This window comes from Micromonospora sp. B11E3, assembly GCF_039871625.1.
Taxonomy (GTDB): Bacteria; Actinomycetota; Actinomycetes; order Mycobacteriales; family Micromonosporaceae; genus Micromonospora.
Genome location: NZ_JBDPMC010000011.1, coordinates 1 through 19,237, shown reverse-complemented (window position 1 = coordinate 19,237; position 19,237 = coordinate 1). Strand labels below are relative to the sequence as shown.

Here is a 19,237-nt window from a genome sequence, read left to right as displayed (position 1 = left end):
CGTTTCCGCCGCCCAGGCCGCGACGTTGTCGCACGCTGGGCAGAGAAACTGTCCTTCTCTACGGGGGTCCGGCCATGGCGACGTGCGAGGTCTGCGGCAACGACTACTGGATGGCGTTCGAGGTACGGACGGTCAGCGGCGACGTGCACACCTTCGACAGCCTGGAGTGCGCGGCGCACCGGCTGGCGCCGATCTGCGAGCACTGCCAGGTCAAGATCCTCGGCCACGGCGTGGAGGTCTCCGGGCGCTTCTTCTGCTGCGCCCACTGCGCCAGGGCGAAGGCGGGCCAGCAGGGCGCGGAGATCCGCGACGCGGTCGGCGCCCGCCCCGCCTGAGCAGGGAGCCCGCCGACGGGTGAGAGGGGCGCCTCCCCGGCTACCATCGCCGGGTGCCCGCGCAGACCCTCGTGACCCGGATCGCCTCGTTCGCCGAGCTGGACGCCCGCACCTTTCACAACCTGCTGAGGCTGCGCATCGACGTGTTCGTGGTCGAGCAGGCGTGCCCGTACCCGGAACTCGACGGGCGGGACGTCGAGCCGGGCACCCGGCACCTCTGGCTGACCCGGGACGGCGACGTCGTGGCGTACCTGCGGATCCTCGCCGACCCGGGCGGCGTGACGCGGATCGGGCGGGTGGTGGTGGCGCCGCGGGCCCGGCGCGGCGGGTACGCGGGCCGGCTGATGGCCGAGGCGCTGGCCGTGGTGGGCGACCGGCCGTGCGTGCTGGAGGCGCAGTCGCACCTGGTCGCGTTCTACGCCCGGCACGGGTTCACGGTCAGCGGGCCGGAGTACGTCGAGGACGGCATCCCGCACACCCCGATGCGCCGGGAGCCCGCCGCCGGCTGACCGCCCCCGGCGCCCGCCAGGGCCGGGGCCGGGGCGGCCAGGGCCACCGCGACCAGGGCCACCGCCGGCAGGACAGGCCCCTAGTCAGGCTCCGGTCACGGCAGGCAGGTGACGATGTCGGCGATCGGGCGGCGGCGGCCCGTGTAGAACGGGATCTCCTCCCGGACGTGCCGGCGCGCGCCGGAGGCCCGCAGGTCGCGCATCAGGTCGACGATCCGGTGCAGCTCGTCGGCCTCGAAGGCCAGCATCCACTCGTAGTCGCCGAGGGCGAACGAGGCCACCGTGTTGGCCCGCACGTCGGGGTAGCCGCGGGCCAGCCGGCCGTGCTCGGCCAGCAGCTCGCGCCGCTCGGCGTCCGGCAGCAGGTACCACTCGTACGAGCGGACGAACGGGTAGACGCACAGGTACGGGCGGGCCTCCTCGCCGGCGAGGAACGCCGGGATGTGGCTCTTGTTGAACTCCGCCGGCCGGTGCAGGGCCATCTGCGACCAGACCGGGGTCATCGCCCGGCCCAGCGTGGTCCGGCGGAACCGCAGGTACGCGTCCTGGAGGGCGTCGCTGGACGAGGAGTGCCACCAGATCATCAGGTCGGCGTCGGCGCGCAGCCCGGCGACGTCGTACGTGCCGCGGATCGTCACGTCCTTGCCGGCCAACTCCTCGAACAGCGCCTCGACCTCGCCGGTGACGTTGTCGCGCAGCGACGGGAGCGGGCCCGTGGCCCGGTACACCGACCACATGGTGTAGCGGATGCTCGCGTTCAGCTCGCGCAGCCGGGCCGCGTTGGTCTGCTCGGTCATGGTGCCGATCCTCCCAGTGCCGTGATGATCTCTTCGGCCGCGGTCTCGCCGGAGCGGACGCAGGCCGGGATGCCGACGCCGTCGTAGCCGGCGCCGGCCAGCGCGAGGGTGGGGTGCGCGCCGCGCAGCGCCGCCCGGACGGCGGCCACCCGGTCGAGGTGCCCCGGGGCGTACTGCGGAAGCGCGCCGCCCCAGCGCTGGACGTGGCTCGCGACGGGGGCGGGCAGCGCGACGCCCAGCACCGTGGACAGCTCCCGGTGCACGGTGGCGACCAGGTCGGCGTCGGTGAGCTGCAGCGATGTCTCCTCGCCGTACCGGCCGACCGAGGCGCGAACCAGGGCGAGCCCGTCCGGCCGGGCCAGGTGCCCCCACTTCGTGGTGAAGAACGTCGACGCCTTGACCAGCAGCCCCTCGGTGGCCGGCACCAGGAACCCGGACAACGCCGGCAGGTCCGGCTCGGGCAGGGCCAGGGTGACCAGCGCGACGCCGGCGTAGTCCAGCCCGCCGACCGTGGCGGCGGCCCCGGGCGCGACCGCGGCGAGCAGTCGGGCGGCCGGGCGGGCCGGCACGGCCAGCAGCACCGCGTCGGCGTCGACCAGCTCCGGGTCGCGGGTCGGGCCGACGGTCAGCCGCCAGCCGGCGCCGGTCGGGGTCAGCTCGCGCACGGCCGCGTCCCGGCGGATCGTCGCCCCGCTGACCGTGGCCGCGGCCTCGACCAGCCGGCCCAGCCCACCGGCGAGGGTCCCGAAGACCGGCGCGCCGGGGGCGCGGGGCGCGGCGGCCTGCGCCGCCCGTACCGCGCCGACGAGGGTGTGCTCCACCCGGGCCGCGCGGGCCAGCGCCGGCATGGTGGTGGCCAGGGACAGGCCGTCGGCCCGGCCCGCGTACACGCCGCCGAGCATCGGGTCGACCAGCCGGTCGACGACCTGGTCGCCGAACCGGGCCCGGACCAGCGCCCCGACGGCGACGTCCGCCCCGGGGGCGAGCAGCGGCCGGCCCTCGTCGCGGTCGGCGTCCGCGGCCGGCTCGGCGACCGCCGCCACCTTGTCCAGATCCCCGGGTACGCCCACCAGCGTCCCGCCGGGGATCGGGCGCAGCCCGCCGTCGACGGCGAGCGCGGCCTGCCCGACGCTGGGGTGCACCACGTCGCCGGCCAGCCCGAGCCGGCGCACCAGGGCCACGGCGGCGGACTCCCCGCCGGCCGGGTCGCGCATCAGGAACGACTCCGCGCCGAACTCCACCTGCCGGCCCGCGAGGGCCCCGGTGCGCAGCTTGCCGCCGAGGGCGCCGGACTGCTCGTACACGGTGATCTCGGTGCCGGCGGGGGCGCGGTCGCGCAGCCGGACCGCGGCGGCCAGGCCGGCGATCCCGCCGCCGACCACCGCCACCCGCCACGGCTTCCGCACGGTCACTCGGATCACCCGGCCCGGCGCGCGGACACCTCGTGCACCAGGGCGACCACCCGGGTCAACACGTCAGGGTCGGTCTCCGGCAGCACGCCGTGGCCGAGGTTGAACACGTGGCCCGGGGCCGCCCGGCCCTGGTCGAGGATCCTGCGCACCTCGGCCTCCACCACCGGCCACGGGGCGAGCAGCACGGACGGGTCGAGATTGCCCTGCACGGCCTTGTCCGGGCCGATCCGGCGGGTCGCCACGTCCAGCGGCGTACGCCAGTCCACGCCGACCACGTCGGCGCCGGCCTCGCCCATCGCGCCGAGCAGCTCGGCGGTGCCCACCCCGAAGTGGATGCGGGGCACCCCCGCGTCGGCCAGCCCGGACAGCACGACCGTCGAGTGCGGCAGGACGTACCGCCGGTAGTCGGCCTCGGAGAGCGCGCCGGCCCAGGAGTCGAAGAGCTGCACCGCGGACACCCCGGCGTCGATCTGCACCCGCAGGAAGGCGAGGGTCACCTCGGCCAGCCGGGCGCAGAGCGCGTGCCACAGCTCCGGCTCGCCGTGCATCAGGGCCTTGGTCTTCGCGTGGGTCCGCGACGGCCCGCCCTCGACCAGGTAACTGGCCAGGGTGAAGGGCGCGCCGGCGAAGCCGATCAGCGGGGTGTCGCCCAGCTCGGCGACGAGCAGCCGCACCGCCTCGTCCACGTAGGAGACGTCGTCGCGGGTGATCGGGCGGATCCGCTCGACGTCGGCGAGGGTGCGCACGGGCTCGGCCACCACCGGCCCGGTGCCCGCGACGATGTCCAGGTCCACCCCGGCGGCGGCCACCGGGATCACGATGTCGCTGAACAGGATCGCCGCGTCGACCCCGTGCCGGCGAACCGGTTGGAGGGTGATCTCGGCCACCAGGTCGGGGCGGCGGCAGGAGTCGAGCATCCCCACGTTCGCCCGGATCTCGCGGTACTCCGGCAGCGACCGGCCGGCCTGGCGCATGAACCAGACCGGGGTGTGCGTGGTCTGCTGGCGCCGACAGGCCCGGACGAACGGGGAGTCGGCCGGCCCGCCGCGGCGGGATTCTCCGTCTCGGGCGGCAGTGCCCGTGGTGTCGGTGGTCATCGCGGCAATCGTGCCACGCCACCCGGCCCGCTCCCCCACCCCCGTCACCTTTTGTGACGCGTACCGGGCGGGCGGGCCGGACGTCGGCGCGCCGTTTCCGGCGACCGGCGCGCGGGCGGCATAGGCTGCCCGACATGGCCCCCCCGATCGCGCTCCCGGAGACCTTCGCCCGCGCGGTCGCCGGGCTCCGGTCGGCCGCGCCCCGATCGGAGATCATCCTGGAGGAGGTCGGCGCGCCGCAGCGGCTCGCGCCGTACGCCTTCGCGCTCGCCGCGAGCGTGCTGCGCGACGGCGACGAGGTGGCCACCGGGCGGCTCATCCTGCTGCACGACCCGGCCGGGCACGAGGCGTGGCAGGGCACCCTGCGGCTGGTCACCTACGTGACGGCGGAGCTGGAGGTCGACCTGGCCGCCGACCCGCTGCTGCCCGGGGTCGGCTGGACGTGGCTGACGGACGCGCTCGACGGGCAGGACGCCCGGCACCGGGCGATCGGCGGCACGGTCACCCAGACCATGTCGACCCGCTTCGGCGACCTGGCCGGCCCGCCCACGGCGGGCGACATCGAGATCCGGGCCTCCTGGACGCCGCTCGGCGAGGACCTGACCCCGCACCTGCTCGCCTGGTGCGCGCTGCTGTCCTCGACGGCGGGGCTGCCGCCGCCCGGGGTGACCGCGCTGCCGGAACACCGCCCGGCCGGCGCGGCCTGACCAGAGCACCGCGGGCCGGCGGAGTCTGACCAGAGCACCGGCCGGCGCGGCCTGACAGACCAGCGCGGGCCGCGCCGCCGGAACGGTGTCCGTGGCGCGACCCGCGGTACGGGCGTACCCGTCAGAGGTAGTTCTCGGCCTCGTCGCAGACCTTGTTCATGCCCTGGGTGGCCCTGTCGTACGCGGCCTTGTTGTTCGCCGCCGCGGCGGCCAGCGCCGAGGTGAGCTTGTCCAGGCAGGTCGCGATGACCTTCTTCTGCCGGGCCTGCTCGTCCCGGTCGTTGCGGGTGCCGGTGAGGTCCTGCTCGGTGTCGGCCAGCTTGTCCCGCACGCTCTGCAGGTCGGCCTTCAGCTTCTCGATCTCGGTCTTGTTCGCCGCGATCGTCCCGTCCCGCTCGCCGACCTGGGCGGTCAGCCGCTTCTCGGTACGGTCCAGCTCGCTGCTCTTGGTCACGTAGAGGCCGGTCATCACCCCGCCGAGGACGAAGAGCAGCCCGGCCACCAGGCCCAGGACGAGGGCGGTGCGTCCGCCCTTGCCCCCGGCGGGGGCGGGCGCGCCGTAGGGCGGCGCGGAGCCGGGCGGGCCGGACATCGGCTGGCCGAAGGCCGGGGGCACCGACATCTGCTGGGGGTACCCGGGCCCGGAGACCGGGGGCGTGGAGACCGGCTGCCCGAACGGCGGGGCCGACTGGGGCTGCTGGCCGAAGGCCGGTGCCGGCGGGGCCGACTGCGGAGCGGGCGGAACCGACAGCGGGGCGGTGGGCGGGGCCGGCGGCGCGGCCGGCTGACCCGGCCGAGGGCCCGGATACTGCGGCATCTGCTGCGTCGGCTCGGTCGGCTGCGGCGCCCCGTACTGGCCGGGGGTGAACTGGCGGGTGGGCTCGTTCGGCTGACCGGTCGGGCCGTACTGCTGGGGCACGGGCTGGCCGGCGCCGTAGCCGGCGCCGCCGGGCGGCGGGTACTGGCCCCCCGGCCCGGTCGGTGGCTGGGTCATGTCTCTTCTTCCTCCAGTTGGCTGGCCCGACTGCCGGGCGAGGCCGACGGACCGGTTGGTACGAGGGCGGCGGCGGTCAGCAGATCCGGAAGCCGTCGCAGGCGACCTTGATGGGTACGGCGAGGCCGATGCCCTCGGCGTCGCGGGCCTTGGCGGTGGCGATCCCGACCACCTGCTTCTGGCCGTTGATGACGGGGCCGCCGGAGTTGCCGGGGTTGATCGGGGCGTCGAACTGGATGACCGGCCCGGAGCCCGCGTCGGCGTCACGGAAGGCGCTGACCACGCCGGTGGTGACGCTGTCCTCCAGGCCGAGCGGGGCGCCCACGACGACGATCTGCTGCCCGGACTTGACCGGGGTGGCCGCCGTCACGAGGCCGGTGAACCGCCCGGTCGTGCGCAGGTGCGCGATGTCGTTCTCCTTGTCGACCTTGACGATGGTGGCCGGGAAGCGCTGGTCCGTGCGCTCCAGGAAGACCTCCCGGCCGCCGCCGTTCCAGACCGCCTCGACGACGTGGAAGTTCGTGAACAGGTTGGCCCCGCCGCCGGCGGCCGGCTTGCCGACCGCGAACGCGGTGCCGGTGAACTGCCCGGCCCGAACCCGGAACACGCTGGGCAGCACCGCGCTGGCGACCGCCTCCGGGTTGAACTGGGCGCCGGCCTGCTTCTCCAGCGCCTGCGTGCGCTGGTCCAGGCCGTCGAACCGGGTGTTGTCGCCGTCCTGCGTCGCGGTCAGCCGCTGGTTCGTGTCGGCGAGCCGGTCGGAGAGCCGGTTGATCTGGTACGCCTGCACCCCGGCCGCCACGGCCAGGACGACGGCCAGCCCGAGGGCGACCAGGGTGAGCGCCCGCCCCCTGACGGGGGTGGCCGGGCCGGGCGTGCCGGCCGGGGCGGGGGCGCCGGCCGTCGGGGCGGGCCAGGCCGGCCCGGGGACCGGGGATGCCCCGGCCTGCGGATACGCCGCCCCGGTCGCGCCCGGGGTGTGCGGGTGCGCGGGGCCGACCACCGGCGGCGCCTGCGGAATCGACGGCCCGCCCGGCGCGGACTGCGGGAGCGACGGGCCGCCCGGCGACGCCTGCGGAGCCGACGGCCCGCCCGGCGACGCCTGCGGGAACGCTGGGCCGACCGGCGACGCCTGCGGGAACGCTGGGCCGACCGGCGTGGCCTGCTGCGGGAACGCCGCGGCGGCCGGCGACGCCTGCGGGTACGCCGAAGCGCCCGGCGCGGGCTGCGGGTGCGGCGAACCGGCGACCGGCGGCGCGACGGGCGCGGCGGGCGCGGCGGGCGCGGCGGGCGCGGCGGGGCGTTGCCCGGGGGCGGGCCAGCCGGCGGGGGTCGAGCCGCCGCCCCACTGGCCGGGGACCGCCGCCTGCGCCGGCACGGCCGCCTGGCCGGGGACGGCCGGCGGCGGGTACGGGGCCGCCCCGCGCGGGGGCTCCATCCGCGGCGGCAGCGGGCCGGGGCGGGTGCCGGCGTCCCGGGCCTCGCCGGGAGCGCCCGAACCGGCGGGGGCAGCAGGAGCAGCGGCGGAACCGGCGGCAGCGCCCGAAGCCGCTGGAGGGGCGGAAGCGGCAGGAGGCTCGGAAGTCGCGGGAGCGACCGGGTCGCGCCAGCCTGACCCGTCGCCGGGGACCTGCCCCCCGCCCGTCGGACCGTATCCAGCCGTCGTCATGGCCAACGCCCTCCCCGTAGCCGCCCCGGTGCATCGCGCCGCCGCCGGTGCGATCTCCGGACGACGGCCCGAAGGAACGTACCGGCACGAACGCGCTTTGTCTCCCCCGATGTCCGACCCTGCCATGCCGCGTCAAGTCCGCGGCGCCGACACGGCCGTACCCGGCTGCACGCGCCTGTCGGCCCCGCGCACTAGGGTTGTCAGGTGACCGACGAACCACCCCTGCGCCGTCGGGCCGCCGAGAGCCGAACGGGAGACGAGCCGCGCCACACCCCGTCGGCCGCGCCGGAGCCGCCGGGCGCGGGGCCCGAACCGACCGGCGGCGCGCCCGTGCCGCTGACCGCCCCCCGCGAGGGCACCCCTCAGCCGGTGGCCACCGAGGCCGAGCTCGCCGAGGTCGTCGCCCGTTTCGCGGCCGGCACCGGCCCTGTCGCCCTGGACGCCGAGCGCGCCTCGGGGTACCGCTACAGCCAGCGCGCGTACCTGGTGCAGTTGCGCCGCGCCGGCGCCGGCACCGTGCTGATCGACCCGCTCCCGCTGCCCGACCTCAGCACCCTCGACGCGGCGATCGCCGACGCCGAGTGGGTGCTGCACGCCGCGAGCCAGGATCTGCCCTGCCTGGCCGAGCTGGGGCTGCGCCCGCGGCGCCTCTTCGACACGGAACTGGCCGCTCGGCTGGCTGGATTCGAGCGGGTCGGCTTGGCCGCGCTGACCGAGCAGCTACTCGGGTTCAGCCTCGAGAAGCACCACTCGGCGGCGGACTGGTCGAGCCGACCGCTGCCGGAGTCCTGGCTCACCTACGCCGCGCTCGACGTGGAGCTGCTGGTCGACCTGCGCGACGCCCTCGACTTGGAGCTGGCCCGGCAGGGCAAGTCGGCGTGGGCGGCGGAGGAGTTCGCCGCGTCGATCCGCGCCGGCGCGCGCCCGCCCCGGGTCCGCGCGGAGCCCTGGCGGCGCACCTCCGGCATCCACCGGGTGCGCGGCGCCCGGGCCCAGGCCCGGGTCCGCTCCCTCTGGTACGCGCGGGACCAGATCGCCGCCCGCCGCGACGCCGCCCCGGGCCGGGTGCTGCCGGACTCGGCGATCGTCGCGGCGGCCGAACTGGACCCGAAGGACGAGAAGACCCTGCTCACCCTGCCCGGGTTCGGCGGCCGTTCGGTGCGCCGGCTGGCCCGTACGTGGCTGGCGGCGCTGGACGACGCCCGGCAACTGCCGGACGACGCGCTGCCGGTCGCCCCCGCGGTGGAGGGGCCGCCCCCGCCGCACCGGTGGGCGGAGCGGGACCCGGTGGCCGCCGGCCGGCTGGCCCGGTGCCGGGAGGTGGTGATCCGGATCGCCGCGGCGCACACGCTGCCGCCGGAGAACCTGATCGCGCCGGACTCGATCCGCCGCCTCGCCTGGACGCCGCCGGACGAGATCACCGAGGACACCGTCGCCGAGACGCTGCGCGGCTTCGGCGCCCGCGAGTGGCAGCTGACCCTCCTGCTCCCGGAGCTGACCCCGGCCCTCCTGCCCCCCGCACCCCCAGCCAACTGATGATCATGGGGTTGGCGGCCGTTTCGGAGCGCGAACCGGCCGCCAACCCCATGATCGACGGCGCGGCCGGCGGTGTGGGGTGGGCCACACCGGGGCGGGTGCCGGCACTGGTTACTGACGAGTAGCATCCGAGGGACCACGCCCGTGCCGGCGACCGTCGTTCGGTCCGTGGCGCCGCCTGTCGGCGCGCGACCGAATCGTGGTCGAAAAGGAGGCTCCAGTGCCCCGTGAAGTCCGGGATGTCGTCTTCGTCGACGGCGTCCGCACCCCGTTCGGCAAGGCGGGTGGCATGTACGCCAACACCCGCGCCGACGACCTCGTGATCCGCTGCATCCGCGAGCTGCTGCGCCGCAACCCGCAACTGCCGCCGGAGCGGGTCGAGGAGGTCGCCATCGCCGCCACCACCCAGATCGGCGACCAGGGCCTCACCATCGGCCGCACCGCCGCCCTGCTGGCCGGCCTGCCCAAAACGGTGCCCGGCCTGGCCATCGACCGGATGTGCGCCGGCGCGATGACCGCCGTCACGACCGTGGCCAGCGGCATCGCCGTGGGCGCGTACGACGTGGCGATCGCCGGCGGCGTCGAGCACATGGGCCGGCACCCCATGGGTGAGGGCGTCGACCCGAACCCGCGCATCGTCGCCGAGAAGCTGGTCGACCCGTCCGCCCTGGTCATGGGCGCCACCGCGGAGAACCTGCACGACCGCGTCCCGCACGTCACCAAGGAGCGCGCGGACGCGTTCGCGCTCGCCTCGCAGCAGAAGACCGCGAAGGCGTACGCCAACGGCAAGCTCCAGGGCGACCTGGTGTCGGTGGCCACCCGCGACGCCGACGGCGGCTGGGGCCTGGCCACGGCGGACGAGGCGCCCCGCGACACCTCGATGGAGAAGCTCGCCACCCTGAAGACCCCGTTCCGCCCGCACGGCCGGGTCACCGCGGGCAACGCGGCCGGCCTGAACGACGGCGCGACCGCCAGCCTGATCGCCGCCGAGTCCACCGCCCGCGAGCTGGGCCTCCCGGTGGCCATGCGGCTGGTCTCGTACGGCTTCGTCGGCGTCGAGCCCGAGGTGATGGGCGTCGGCCCGATCCCGTCGACCCAGAAGGCGCTGCGCATCGCCGGCCTGACCATCGACGACATCGGCCTGTTCGAGCTGAACGAGGCGTTCGCCGTGCAGGTGCTCGCCTTCCTCGACCACTTCGGCATCGCCGACGACGACCCGCGGGTCAACCCGTGGGGCGGCGCGATCGCCATCGGGCACCCGCTCGCCTCCTCCGGGGTGCGGCTGATGACCCAGCTCGCCCGGCAGTTCGCCGAGCACCCCGAGGTCCGCTACGGCCTCACCGCCATGTGCGTCGGCATCGGCATGGGCGGCTCCGTGATCTGGGAGAACCCCCACTGGACGGAGTCCAGCAAGCCGGCTCAGCGGGAGGGCAACAAGTGAGCACGCTCGCGGCACCGAACGAGGTGGTCACGAAGGCGCTGCTGCGCCAGGTGAACGTGCCGGGGCTCGACCGCCCGGCCGCCCTGATCACCCTCGACAACGGCTTCGACCACACCAAGCCGAACACCTTCGGCCCGGGCGGCCTGGCCAGCCTGGACGAGGCGATCACCGCCGCCCTGGCGGGGGACCCGGCGTTCGTCGCGGTCACCGGCAAGCCGTACATCTTCTGTGTGGGCGCGGACATCACCAGCCTGCCGCAGCTCGCCGACCGGGAGCAGGCGCTGGAGATCGGCCGGCTCGGCCACCGGGTCTTCGCGCGGCTGAAGGACAGCCCCGTCCCGACGTTCGCCTTCGTCAACGGCGCGGCGATGGGCGGCGGCCTGGAGCTGGCGCTGCACTGCCACTACCGGACGCTGTCCGGCGGGGCCACCGCGCTCGCGCTGCCCGAGGTCTCCCTCGGCCTCGTCCCGGGCTGGGGCGGCACCCAGCTGCTGCCGAACCTGATCGGCATCCCCGCCGCGACCCAGGTGATCATCCAGAACCCGCTGATGCAGAACCGGATGCTCAAGCCGAAGCAGGCCGCCGAGCTGGGCATCGCGGACGTGCTGCTGGAGCCGGCGGACTTCCTGGAGCGGTCCCTGGAGTGGGCCGCCGGCGTGGTCCGCGGCGAGATCACGGTGACCCGGCCCGAGGTCGACCGGGACATGTGGGCGGGCGTGCTCTACTTCGCCCGGCAGACGCTGGACCAGCGGCTGCACGGTGCGGTCCCGGCCGCGTACCGGGCGCTGGACCTGCTGGACACCGCGAAGGACGCGGACTTCGCGGCCGGCACCGCCGCCGAGGACGAGGCCCTGGCGGACCTGGTCTTCTCCGAGGAGCTGCGCAGCGGCCTGTACGCGTTCGACCTGGTGCAGCGGCGGGCCAAGCGGCCGGCCGGCGCGCCGGACAGGGACCTGGCCCGCCCGGTCACCAAGGTCGGCATCGTCGGCGCCGGCCTGATGGCCAGCCAGCTCGCGCTGCTGTTCGCCCGCCGCCTTGAGGTGCCGGTGGTCATGACGGACCTGGACCAGGCCCGGGTCGACAAGGGCGTCGGCTACGTGCACACCCAGATCGAGAAGCAGGTCTCCAAGGGCCGGATGGACAAGGGCACGGCGGCCAAGCTGTACGGCCTGATCAGCGGCTCCCCAAAGGCAGCGGCCTTCGCCGCGTCGACGCCGGGCCAGCTCACTTCGTTCGCTGACTGTGACTTCGTCATCGAGGCCGTGTTCGAGGACCTGAACGTCAAGAAGCAGGTCTGGGCCGAGCTGGAGAAGATCGTCTTCCCGGAGGCGGTGCTCGCGACGAACACCTCCAGCCTGTCGGTCACCGCGATGGCGGCCGAGCTGGAACACCCGGAGCGGGTGGTCGGCTTCCACTTCTTCAACCCGGTCGCCGTCCTGCCGCTGCTGGAGATCGTCCGGGGCGAGCGGACCGACGATGCCACGCTGGCCACCGCGTTCGCGGTCGGCAAGCAGCTGAGGAAGTCGTCCGTGCTGGTGAAGGACGCGCCCGCGTTCGTGGTGAACCGGCTGCTGACCCGCTTCCTCGGCACCGTCTTCGCCGCGGTCGACGCCGGCACCCCGCTGGAGGTCGCGGACAGCGCGCTGGACCCGCTGGGCCTGCCGATGCGGCCGCTCGCCCTGCTCCAGCTCGTCGGCCCGGCGGTGGCGTACCACGTGGGCGGCACCCTGCACGCCGCGTTCCCGGACCGGTTCGGCGTCAGCGAGAACCTCAGGCGGATCGCCGACTCCGGCCAGCCGATCGTGGTCGACGACGAGATCAATCCCGAGGTGGCGAAGCTGCTGGTGGTCGGCGACCAGCCGCTGACCGCCGAGCAGGTGCGGCAGAACGCGCTCGACGCGCTGGCGCAGGAGATCCGGCTGATGCTCGACGAGGGCGTCGTCGCCGAGGCGCAGGACATCGACCTGTGCATGATCCTCGGCGCCGGCTGGCCGTTCCACCTGGGCGGCGTCACGCCGTACCTGGACCGGACGGGCACCAGCGAGCGGGTCACCGGCCGGCGGTTCCTGCCGGCCGGGGTGGCCAGCCTGCCCGCCTGAGGCGCCCCCCGTCCCTCCGCCGCCGGACGGCCGGACGGGTGGGCCGCACTCCCGGGAAGTGGGGCGACACCCTGTCGCGTAGCCACACTTCCCGGGAATCCGCGCGGAGAGCCACGGACGTTGGGTCAGGACTCGCGGTTGAACAGCCGTTTCGACCAGAGGTATCCGCCCAGCGCGATGGCGGCGCACCAGGCGAGGGCGACCCACGCGTTGTTCCCGATCGGCTCGTCCATCAGCAGGCCGCGCAGGGTTTCGATGATCGGCGTGAACGGCTGGTGCTCGGCGAACCAGCGCAGACCGGCCGGCATGGAGTCGGTGGGGACGAACCCACTGCCGAGGAACGGCAGCAGAACGAGCGGCATCGGCAGGTTGCTCGCGGTCTCGACGCTCCCGCTCACCTGACCGAGCGCGACGGACAACCAGACGAGGGCGAAGGTCACCGCCATCAGGAAACCGGCCGTGGCCAGCCACGCGCCCGGCCCGGCGGTGGGCCGGAAGCCGATCAGCAGCGCCACGCCGATCACGATCGCCAGGCTGGACACGGCCTGGATCATGCTGCCCAGGACGTGTCCGGTCAGCACCGAGACGCGGGCGATGTGCATGGTGCGGAACCGGGAGATGATGCCTTCGGTCATGTCCATGGCGATCGAGATCGCGGTCCCCTGGACCGTGGCGGTCACGGTCATCAGGATGATCGCGGGCGCCACGTAGTTGGCGTACTCGGCGCGTCCGCCGGCCGCACCGCCGTGCGCCGGCCCGCCGAGCCCGGCGCCCAGCGTGCCGCCGAACACGTAGACGAACAGCAGCAGGAAGACGACGGGCATCCCGACGAGCGTCACGGTCATCGACGGGTACCGCAGCATGCGCCTGAGGTTACGGCGCAGCATGGTCGCCGAGTCGCGTAGCGGGTGGAAACGGAGGCTCGCCGACGCCGGGCCGGTGAGGGTGTGGGTGCTCATCGGATGGTCACCTTCCCGGGGTGGAGTCGCCGGTGAGGGCGAGGAAGACGTCGTCGAGATCGGGGGTGAGCACGGACAGCTCCTCAACCTCGATGGCCCGGTCGTCGAGCCGGCTGATCAGGGTCTTCAGCGAGCGCAGGCTGCCGTCGTTGGGCACCCGCAGGGCGAGCGCGTCGTTGTCGCGTGCGGCCTGACCCAGCACGCGCATGGCCGCGTCGAGGCCCTGCGGGTCGGCGAACCGCAGACGAACGTGCCCACCGGGGACACGGCGCTTCAGTTCCTCCGCGGTTCCCTCGGCGACCACCCGACCGTGGTCGAGGACCGCGATCCGGTCGGCCAACTCGTCGGCCTCCTCCAGGTACTGCGTGGTCAGGAAGATGGTGACGCCGTCGGCCACCAGGTCCCGGACGATCTGCCACATGGTCCGGCGGCTGCGCGGGTCCAGTCCGGTGGTCGGCTCGTCGAGGAAGATCACTTGCGGGTTGCCGACCTGGGTCATCGCCAGGTCGAGCCGCCGCCGCATGCCCCCGGAGTAGGTCGATGCCGGCTTCCGGGCCGCCTCGGTCAGGTCGAACTGTTCGAGCAGCCGGGCGACGCGCCGCCGGCCTTCGCGTCGGGCGAGGTGGTGCAGATCCGCCATCAGCAGCAGGTTCTCCTCGCCGGTGAGCAGGTTGTCCACCGCGGAGAACTGACCGGTGACGCCGATCGCGGCGCGCACCGCGTCCGGTTCGCGGGCGAGGTCGTGCCCGGCGACCTGGACGTCACCGGCGTCGGCGCTGATCAACGTGGACAGGATCCTGACCGTGGTGGTCTTCCCGGCGCCGTTCGCGCCGAGCAGCGAGAAGACCGTTCCCCGTGGCACGTTCAGCTCGAGACCGTCGAGCACGACCTGGTCGCCGAACGATTTCCGTAGCCCGGTCGCGGCGATCGCCGGCCGGGATTGCGTGCTGGTCATGGTTCTCCTCTCCGGGGCCCGAAGTCGATCAGGAGCGGTGGATGGTGATGTCGCCGTAGGAGGTGCGGCCGCGTACCTCGACGGTCTGGTCGGTCTCGTCGGGCCGGGTGGTGTGCTCCAGCAGGTTGTGTACGTGCCCGAATCCGGTGTTGACGTCGAGCCAGGCGGCGGTGCCCTCGGCGATGCCGAGGTCCAGGTCGCCCATGGCGGTGCCGAGGACGATCGAGCCGCGGACCACCTCGCCGAGGCGGATGCCGCCGTTGGACGTCTTCGCGTCGACGCCGGCGCCGGCCCGCTCGACGGCGATGGCGCCGTTGGCGTTGCGCACCCGCACGTCGCCGCTGACCGCGTCGATCGTGGTGTCGCCGTTGGAGTTCTTGACCACCACAGCGCCGTCGACCTCGCCGATCTCGATCCTGCCGGAGCCGGTGGAGATCTCGGCGTTGCCCGTGACGCCGTCGACGGTGACGTGACCGATCCCCGTGTGCAGTCGCAGCGGGCCGGTTCGTCCGAGCCGGACGTTGCCGGTGGTCTTGAGTCGGCACTCACCGAGCCGGCCAGCGCAGTGGATGTCGCCCATCTGCAGGTGAGCGGACAGTTGGGAACCGCTGGGCAGTTCGATGGAAACGTTCACCGACCTGCTCTTCTTGGAGAAGTCGAAAGTGCGCTTCGGGCCGGTGACCTGGAGTGTGCCGTTGGTGCAGTCGACCCGGACCTCCGCGGCGGCCTGCACGTCGGACTCGTCGGTTTCGTCGCTCGGCCGGACCTCGACGACGGTGTCGGTGCGGTCGCTCGCGGCGATCCGCACGTTGCCGACACCGAGTTCGAGCGTGACGGAGATCGGTTCGGGCGTCTCGTAACTGGGCATGGTTGTCCCCGCATCCTGGGTGGGTGAGTCGTCCCCGCAGGTCGGGGACGTGGTGTGCGGAACGGTGCGGTGCGGTCAGCGCACCCAGCCGGTGAAGCGCTGCTGGGTGCGTTTCCCGCTGCCGCGTGGCTCGGGACGCTGATCGCGGTCGGACCGCTGCAGGCCGGCGGCGGCCGCCCGGACCAGCCAGGCGTTGACCGAGCGCCCCTCCTTGGCCGCGGCGTCCTCGATCGCGGCCTTGAGCTGCTCGGGCATGCGTACGTTGATCCGGGCGGCGGGGCTGTCCTCGGCGATCAGCAGATCGCTGTCCGGCGCGCCGGACACCGTCACCGCGGCCTCCCCGGCCGCGGGCCCGAGCGGCTCGGCGGGTGGCGGGGTCACGACGAAGTTCGGATCGCGGCCGCGCAGGCGCAGCTCCACCGAACCCGGAGCCAGATCCCGGGTGATCTCGTCGGCGGCGGCCGACAGCGCGTCCAGCAGCGTCATCCGGATCGCCGACTCGAGCGAGCCGGTCAGGCGCTCGACCAGCGCACGCGCCTCTTCACCGCCGGCCTCGGCAAGCGTGGCGACCTCACGTCCGAGGTTGCTCACATAGGGGGTCAGGTCCATGGCACCATGGTGGCACACGCATGGCACACAGACAAGCCACGTTGGCTCAATTGCGTGCCATGTCGGCGACATGGCGGCGTCCGGGCGCCGGAATGCCCCCATGCCGCCGACGCGGAGTGGATCAACGCCGTCCGGGTGGGCGCGTTCGGGTCAGCTGCCCGGTGCGGTGGCGCTTGCGGCGTACGCCGACAAGGCGCCGGCCCGGCCCCGCGGACGCGGGACCGGGCCGGAAACCTGCCGGGCGGGGTGTCACGGGCCGACGAAGACCGCCTTGGCCCGCCAGTCCACCCCGTCGACGGCGGGGCCGCTGACCGTGGTGAACGTGCCGGTGGGCGCGCCGCCGGACCAGGCGGTCGAGGCGAGCGCCCCGGTCGAGCGGCTGACCCGGTAGAGGGTGCCGCCGGCGAGGAAGACGCCCCCGCTGTCGGTGAAGCCGGTGACCCCCGCGACGGTGAACCGCTCGGCGCCGACCGCGCCGCTGTCCGGGGTGAACCAGCGCCAGAACAGCCCGCTCTGGCCGGCGAGCGTGTAGTAGAGCCGACCGGCGGTGTAGAACATGCCGGTGACGTTGGGGATCTCGGGGTAGAAGTTGACCGTGGACCCGGCGTACGTCTGGCCCTCCGGGCCGGAGTCGGTCACCACCGTGTCCCAGTACGCGTCGTGGTACGGGTCGACGAGGCTCGGCGTGCCGAACGTGGACCCGTCGAAGGTGCGCCGCCACAGCGCCCCGTTCATCCCGTAGAACAGGGTGCCGCCGACCCAGAACCCGCCCCTGGCCGTGGACCAGGCGGTGCCGTCGGGGTTGGCCACGTCGACCGGCGCGCCGACGGTGGCAGCCCCGTCGTACGACCGGGCCTGCACCTCGTTGCCGGTGCCGGCCGGCGGCGGGCCGGTCTTGACGAGCTCGATCGCGTCGACGAGCGGGTTCTCCACGACGTGCCCGAAGTCGATGTCGACGGTGCCGTCGCTGACGATCGTGAACGACCGCATGGTGCCGGCGTTGTGGCCCACGCTCGCGGACAGGTCCAGGTTGTCGAGCACCAGCGTGCCGTCCAGCGTCACGTCGAACACCCGGGCGCCGGGTGCGGCCGTGCCGTCGTACCGGTTGGCCAGGTAGAGGCGCACCTGGACCTCGGTGCCGGCTGGGACGGGGAAGTCCCACTGCATCTCCGGGGCGCCGCCGCCGTCGTACCGCTCGTCGCTGTACAGCGCGGCCGGGGTGCCGGCCGGCACCGTGGCGTCCAGGCTGCCGACCGCGGCGAACCCGGCCGTGCTGCTGCCCGTGTTGTGGTACGGGCTGGGGTTGCCGCCGTCGTCGGCGCTCCAGTCGGGCCCGTTGTCGGCGGCGAGGACCGCCGGGCCGCCCGCGTTGACCCGGTACAGCACGTTCGTGGGCGCCGGCACGCCGGCCCGGTACACGGTGCCGGGCAGGCCGGCGGTGGTGGTCGGGTGCGGGGCGGCACCGCCGGTCAGCGGGAAGAACGCGATCCGCTCCCGCCGGTACCGGAAGTTGCCGATCCAGGACTGGTCCGAGCCGAGCCAGATGCCCTCCGGGGTGACCAGCAGCTCGGCCACGCCGTAGCCGCGCGGGTGCCGGCCCGGGTTCCAGGACAGCGGCAGCCCGTTGCGCGGGTCGAGCGCGGCGATGCTGGCCCGGCCGATCGCGCCGGCCTGCGCGGCGTCCGAGCCGAAGCTGTTGTTGACCCAGCGCAGGTGCCCGCCGACGTAGACGGCCTGCTCGCTGATCCCGACGGAGAGGAAGGTGTCGCCGCCGGAGAAGTTCACCCAGGTGGGCTCCTGCCCGTCGCCGGTGGCGGCGGCCTCCCAGCGGGCGGCGGTGTCGCACAGCGTCCCGCCGTGCGCCGCGCCGGTGGTGACCAGCACGAAGTAGCTGCCGTCCGGGGCGAAGGCCACGTCCCGCACGTACGAGTCGTACGCCCAGTACGAGCAGCGCGGGGTGTACCGGCTGGTGTTCCAGTCGGCGACGGTGGCCGCCGTCGCCCCGAGGTCGAGGCGCACGATCTGGTCGTGCACCACCCCGTCGGCCTTGCGGAAGTTGCCGATCACCACGAGCTGGGTGCCGTCCGGGGAGAGCGCCAGCTTGTCGGCGCCGACGCCGGCCTTGGCGCCACTGACCCCGTCCCAGTTGTGGTTCTCGGTGAGCGAGGTGGTGAGGTAGCCGTCGAGCGCGCCGGTGCCGGCGTTGAGCGACGCGAGCCCGCCGCGCGGGTTGGCGTTGCCGGCCGTGGTGAAGATGCCGCCCACCAGCAGCCGGTTGCCGGCCACGGCGACGTCGTTGACCAGGCCGTTGAACGCCGGCCCCGCGAAGCTGGTGACCGTGGCGCCGGTCGCGACGTCGACCACCGCCACCTTGCGCCGGGTGATCCCGTTGACAGTGTTGAACTTGCCGGCCAGGTAGACGGTGCCGGCGGTCGGGCCGGCCTCCACGTCGTACACCTCGCCGTCGACGGCCGGCGCGAACGCGGTGTCGACGGTGCCGGTGGCCTTGTCGAAGGCGAGCACGTGGTTGCGGGTGATGTCCACGTCGGAGCCGCGGTTACGCACCCTGGTGAACGAACCGGCGGCGATGATCTTCGTGCCGGCGTCGTGGATGGCGAAGACCGTGCCGTCCATGATGTTCGGCGACGCGGCGGACGGGACGGCGGAGACCACCGTGTCGTGGTCGGGCGCGGCGTGCGCCGCCGGCGCGACGGCGAGGCCGACGGCGGTCACGGCAACCGCGGTGAGCCCCGCCAACGTGCGGCGGAGCAGGGCCGAGGGATGGGTCACGGGCAACTCCCGGGACGGATGCGGACACGGAGAAGCGGCCCCACCCGGACGGCGTGGGCACCGACCGGCCGGGGCGCGCACCGTGCGTACACGGTGCCATCACACACCTTGGCCGACGACGCAGCCGGCGTCCACCCCGCGACGGCCCTTTCTGCCCGCCCCACGCGACGGCCCCGCCCGAGCACCCGACTCCCGCTCGGACCGCCCGGCGCCGGCCGGGCCGGTCGGCCACCGCGAGCACACGAAAAGCCGAGCGCCGATGCCGCACCGGCGAGGCGGCCGGAGACCACCGGTCCATCGTGTCCGCCGTCGTGGTTCGGCGTGGGTGGCAGGGCCTAGGCCGTGTCTCGTCGATCTTGGGTGAGGTCGCGTAGCCAGATCTTCATCGTGGCGATGTCGACGGTGGCCTGGTACATGTAGTCGCGCTTGTCGTACCTGGTCGCGACCGCCCGGAACTGCT

At 74.4% G+C, this 19,237-nt stretch carries 16 protein-coding genes; 6 read left to right on the top strand and 10 right to left on the bottom strand.

Annotation, left to right across the window (positions count from 1 at the left end; all coding sequences use genetic code 11):
* Positions 1-74: 74 nt before the first annotated feature.
* On the top strand, positions 75-335 hold the full coding sequence (locus tag ABGB16_RS08515) for a Prokaryotic metallothionein (RefSeq protein WP_347667424.1): 261 nt from the start codon (positions 75-77) through the stop codon (positions 333-335).
* Between the two features lie 53 nt (positions 336-388).
* On the top strand, positions 389-844 hold the full coding sequence (locus tag ABGB16_RS08510; protein ID WP_347667423.1) for a GNAT family N-acetyltransferase: 456 nt from the start codon (positions 389-391) through the stop codon (positions 842-844).
* Between the two features lie 95 nt (positions 845-939).
* On the opposite strand, the gene hemQ is transcribed toward ABGB16_RS08510, so the two are convergent.
* From hemQ to hemE, 3 genes are read right to left on the bottom strand one after another with little or no spacing between them, the layout of a single operon-like run.
* Positions 940-1,641 (bottom strand): hydrogen peroxide-dependent heme synthase, encoded by a 702-nt coding sequence (gene hemQ, locus ABGB16_RS08505; RefSeq protein WP_347667422.1) that lies wholly within the window; start codon positions 1,639-1,641, stop codon positions 940-942.
* Entirely contained in the window at positions 1,638-3,047 is a 1,410-nt protein-coding gene (gene hemG / locus ABGB16_RS08500; protein ID WP_347667516.1) for a protoporphyrinogen oxidase, read from the bottom strand. Before hemG ends, hemQ begins: the two co-directional genes overlap by 4 nt.
* Before the next feature lie 11 nt (positions 3,048-3,058).
* Positions 3,059-4,150: a uroporphyrinogen decarboxylase gene (gene hemE / locus ABGB16_RS08495; protein WP_347667421.1), complete on the bottom strand. Its 1,092-nt coding sequence runs from the start codon at positions 4,148-4,150 to the stop codon at positions 3,059-3,061.
* Positions 4,151-4,284: 134 nt separating this feature from the next.
* On the opposite strand from hemE, the gene ABGB16_RS08490 reads away from it, so the two are divergent.
* Entirely contained in the window at positions 4,285-4,857 is a 573-nt protein-coding gene (locus ABGB16_RS08490; protein ID WP_347667420.1) for a DUF3000 domain-containing protein, read from the top strand.
* Between the two features lie 121 nt (positions 4,858-4,978).
* Here ABGB16_RS08490 and ABGB16_RS08485 read toward each other — a convergent pair whose 3' ends face one another.
* Together ABGB16_RS08485 and ABGB16_RS08480 are read right to left on the bottom strand one after the other, a co-directional pair.
* Positions 4,979-5,851, bottom strand: a complete 873-nt coding sequence (locus ABGB16_RS08485; protein WP_347667419.1) for a hypothetical protein — start codon at positions 5,849-5,851, stop codon at positions 4,979-4,981.
* Between the two features lie 76 nt (positions 5,852-5,927).
* Positions 5,928-7,289, bottom strand: a complete 1,362-nt coding sequence (locus ABGB16_RS08480; protein ID WP_347667418.1) for a trypsin-like peptidase domain-containing protein — start codon at positions 7,287-7,289, stop codon at positions 5,928-5,930.
* Positions 7,290-7,724: 435 nt separating this feature from the next.
* Between ABGB16_RS08480 and ABGB16_RS08475 the strand changes: the two genes are divergently transcribed.
* The 3 genes from ABGB16_RS08475 to ABGB16_RS08465 all read left to right on the top strand — a co-directional run bounded on the left by ABGB16_RS08475 (position 7,725) and on the right by ABGB16_RS08465 (position 12,596).
* The gene (locus ABGB16_RS08475) at positions 7,725-9,056 is read left to right on the top strand and encodes a ribonuclease D (protein WP_347667417.1); all 1,332 of its coding nucleotides are present in this window, start codon (positions 7,725-7,727) and stop codon (positions 9,054-9,056) included.
* Between the two features lie 220 nt (positions 9,057-9,276).
* Positions 9,277-10,497, top strand: a complete 1,221-nt coding sequence (locus ABGB16_RS08470) for a thiolase family protein (RefSeq protein ID WP_347667416.1) — start codon at positions 9,277-9,279, stop codon at positions 10,495-10,497.
* A complete protein-coding gene (locus ABGB16_RS08465; protein WP_347667415.1) occupies positions 10,494-12,596 on the top strand; it encodes a 3-hydroxyacyl-CoA dehydrogenase NAD-binding domain-containing protein in 2,103 nt (700 codons plus the stop codon). Before ABGB16_RS08470 ends, ABGB16_RS08465 begins: the two co-directional genes overlap by 4 nt.
* Positions 12,597-12,721: 125 nt before the next feature.
* Here ABGB16_RS08465 and ABGB16_RS08460 read toward each other — a convergent pair whose 3' ends face one another.
* The 5 genes from ABGB16_RS08460 to ABGB16_RS08440 all read right to left on the bottom strand — a co-directional run bounded on the left by ABGB16_RS08460 (position 12,722) and on the right by ABGB16_RS08440 (position 18,777).
* Complete coding sequence (locus ABGB16_RS08460; protein WP_347667414.1) at positions 12,722-13,555, bottom strand: ABC transporter permease; 834 nt, start codon at positions 13,553-13,555, stop codon at positions 12,722-12,724.
* A 7-nt stretch (positions 13,556-13,562) separates the two neighbouring features.
* On the bottom strand, positions 13,563-14,510 hold the full coding sequence (locus ABGB16_RS08455) for an ATP-binding cassette domain-containing protein (protein ID WP_347667413.1): 948 nt from the start codon (positions 14,508-14,510) through the stop codon (positions 13,563-13,565).
* 28 nt (positions 14,511-14,538) lie between these two features.
* Positions 14,539-15,378, bottom strand: coding sequence for a DUF4097 family beta strand repeat-containing protein (locus ABGB16_RS08450; protein ID WP_347667412.1), 840 nt, complete (start codon positions 15,376-15,378; stop codon positions 14,539-14,541).
* A 75-nt stretch (positions 15,379-15,453) separates the two neighbouring features.
* Positions 15,454-15,987, bottom strand: coding sequence for a hypothetical protein (locus ABGB16_RS08445; protein WP_347667411.1), 534 nt, complete (start codon positions 15,985-15,987; stop codon positions 15,454-15,456).
* A 249-nt stretch (positions 15,988-16,236) separates the two neighbouring features.
* Positions 16,237-18,777: a malectin domain-containing carbohydrate-binding protein gene (locus ABGB16_RS08440; RefSeq protein ID WP_347667410.1), complete on the bottom strand. Its 2,541-nt coding sequence runs from the start codon at positions 18,775-18,777 to the stop codon at positions 16,237-16,239.
* Positions 18,778-19,237: the final 460 nt, after the last annotated feature.

Bases quoted from the DNA above. Each gene is read 5' to 3' on its own strand.
- hemQ (WP_347667422.1), bottom strand. From the start codon at position 1,641: ATGACCGAGCAGACCAACGCGGCCCGGCTGCGCGAGCTGAACGCGAGC.
- ABGB16_RS08445 (WP_347667411.1), bottom strand. From the start codon at position 15,987: ATGGACCTGACCCCCTATGTGAGCAACCTCGGACGTGAGGTCGCCACG.
- ABGB16_RS08485 (WP_347667419.1), bottom strand. From the start codon at position 5,851: ATGACCCAGCCACCGACCGGGCCGGGGGGCCAGTACCCGCCGCCCGGC.
- ABGB16_RS08460 (WP_347667414.1), bottom strand. From the start codon at position 13,555: ATGAGCACCCACACCCTCACCGGCCCGGCGTCGGCGAGCCTCCGTTTC.
- ABGB16_RS08455 (WP_347667413.1), bottom strand. From the start codon at position 14,510: ATGACCAGCACGCAATCCCGGCCGGCGATCGCCGCGACCGGGCTACGG.
- ABGB16_RS08480 (WP_347667418.1), bottom strand. From the start codon at position 7,289: ATGGAGCCCCCGCGCGGGGCGGCCCCGTACCCGCCGCCGGCCGTCCCC.
- ABGB16_RS08490 (WP_347667420.1), top strand. From the start codon at position 4,285: ATGGCCCCCCCGATCGCGCTCCCGGAGACCTTCGCCCGCGCGGTCGCC.
- ABGB16_RS08450 (WP_347667412.1), bottom strand. From the start codon at position 15,378: ATGCCCAGTTACGAGACGCCCGAACCGATCTCCGTCACGCTCGAACTC.
- ABGB16_RS08515 (WP_347667424.1), top strand. From the start codon at position 75: ATGGCGACGTGCGAGGTCTGCGGCAACGACTACTGGATGGCGTTCGAG.
- hemE (WP_347667421.1), bottom strand. From the start codon at position 4,150: ATGACCACCGACACCACGGGCACTGCCGCCCGAGACGGAGAATCCCGC.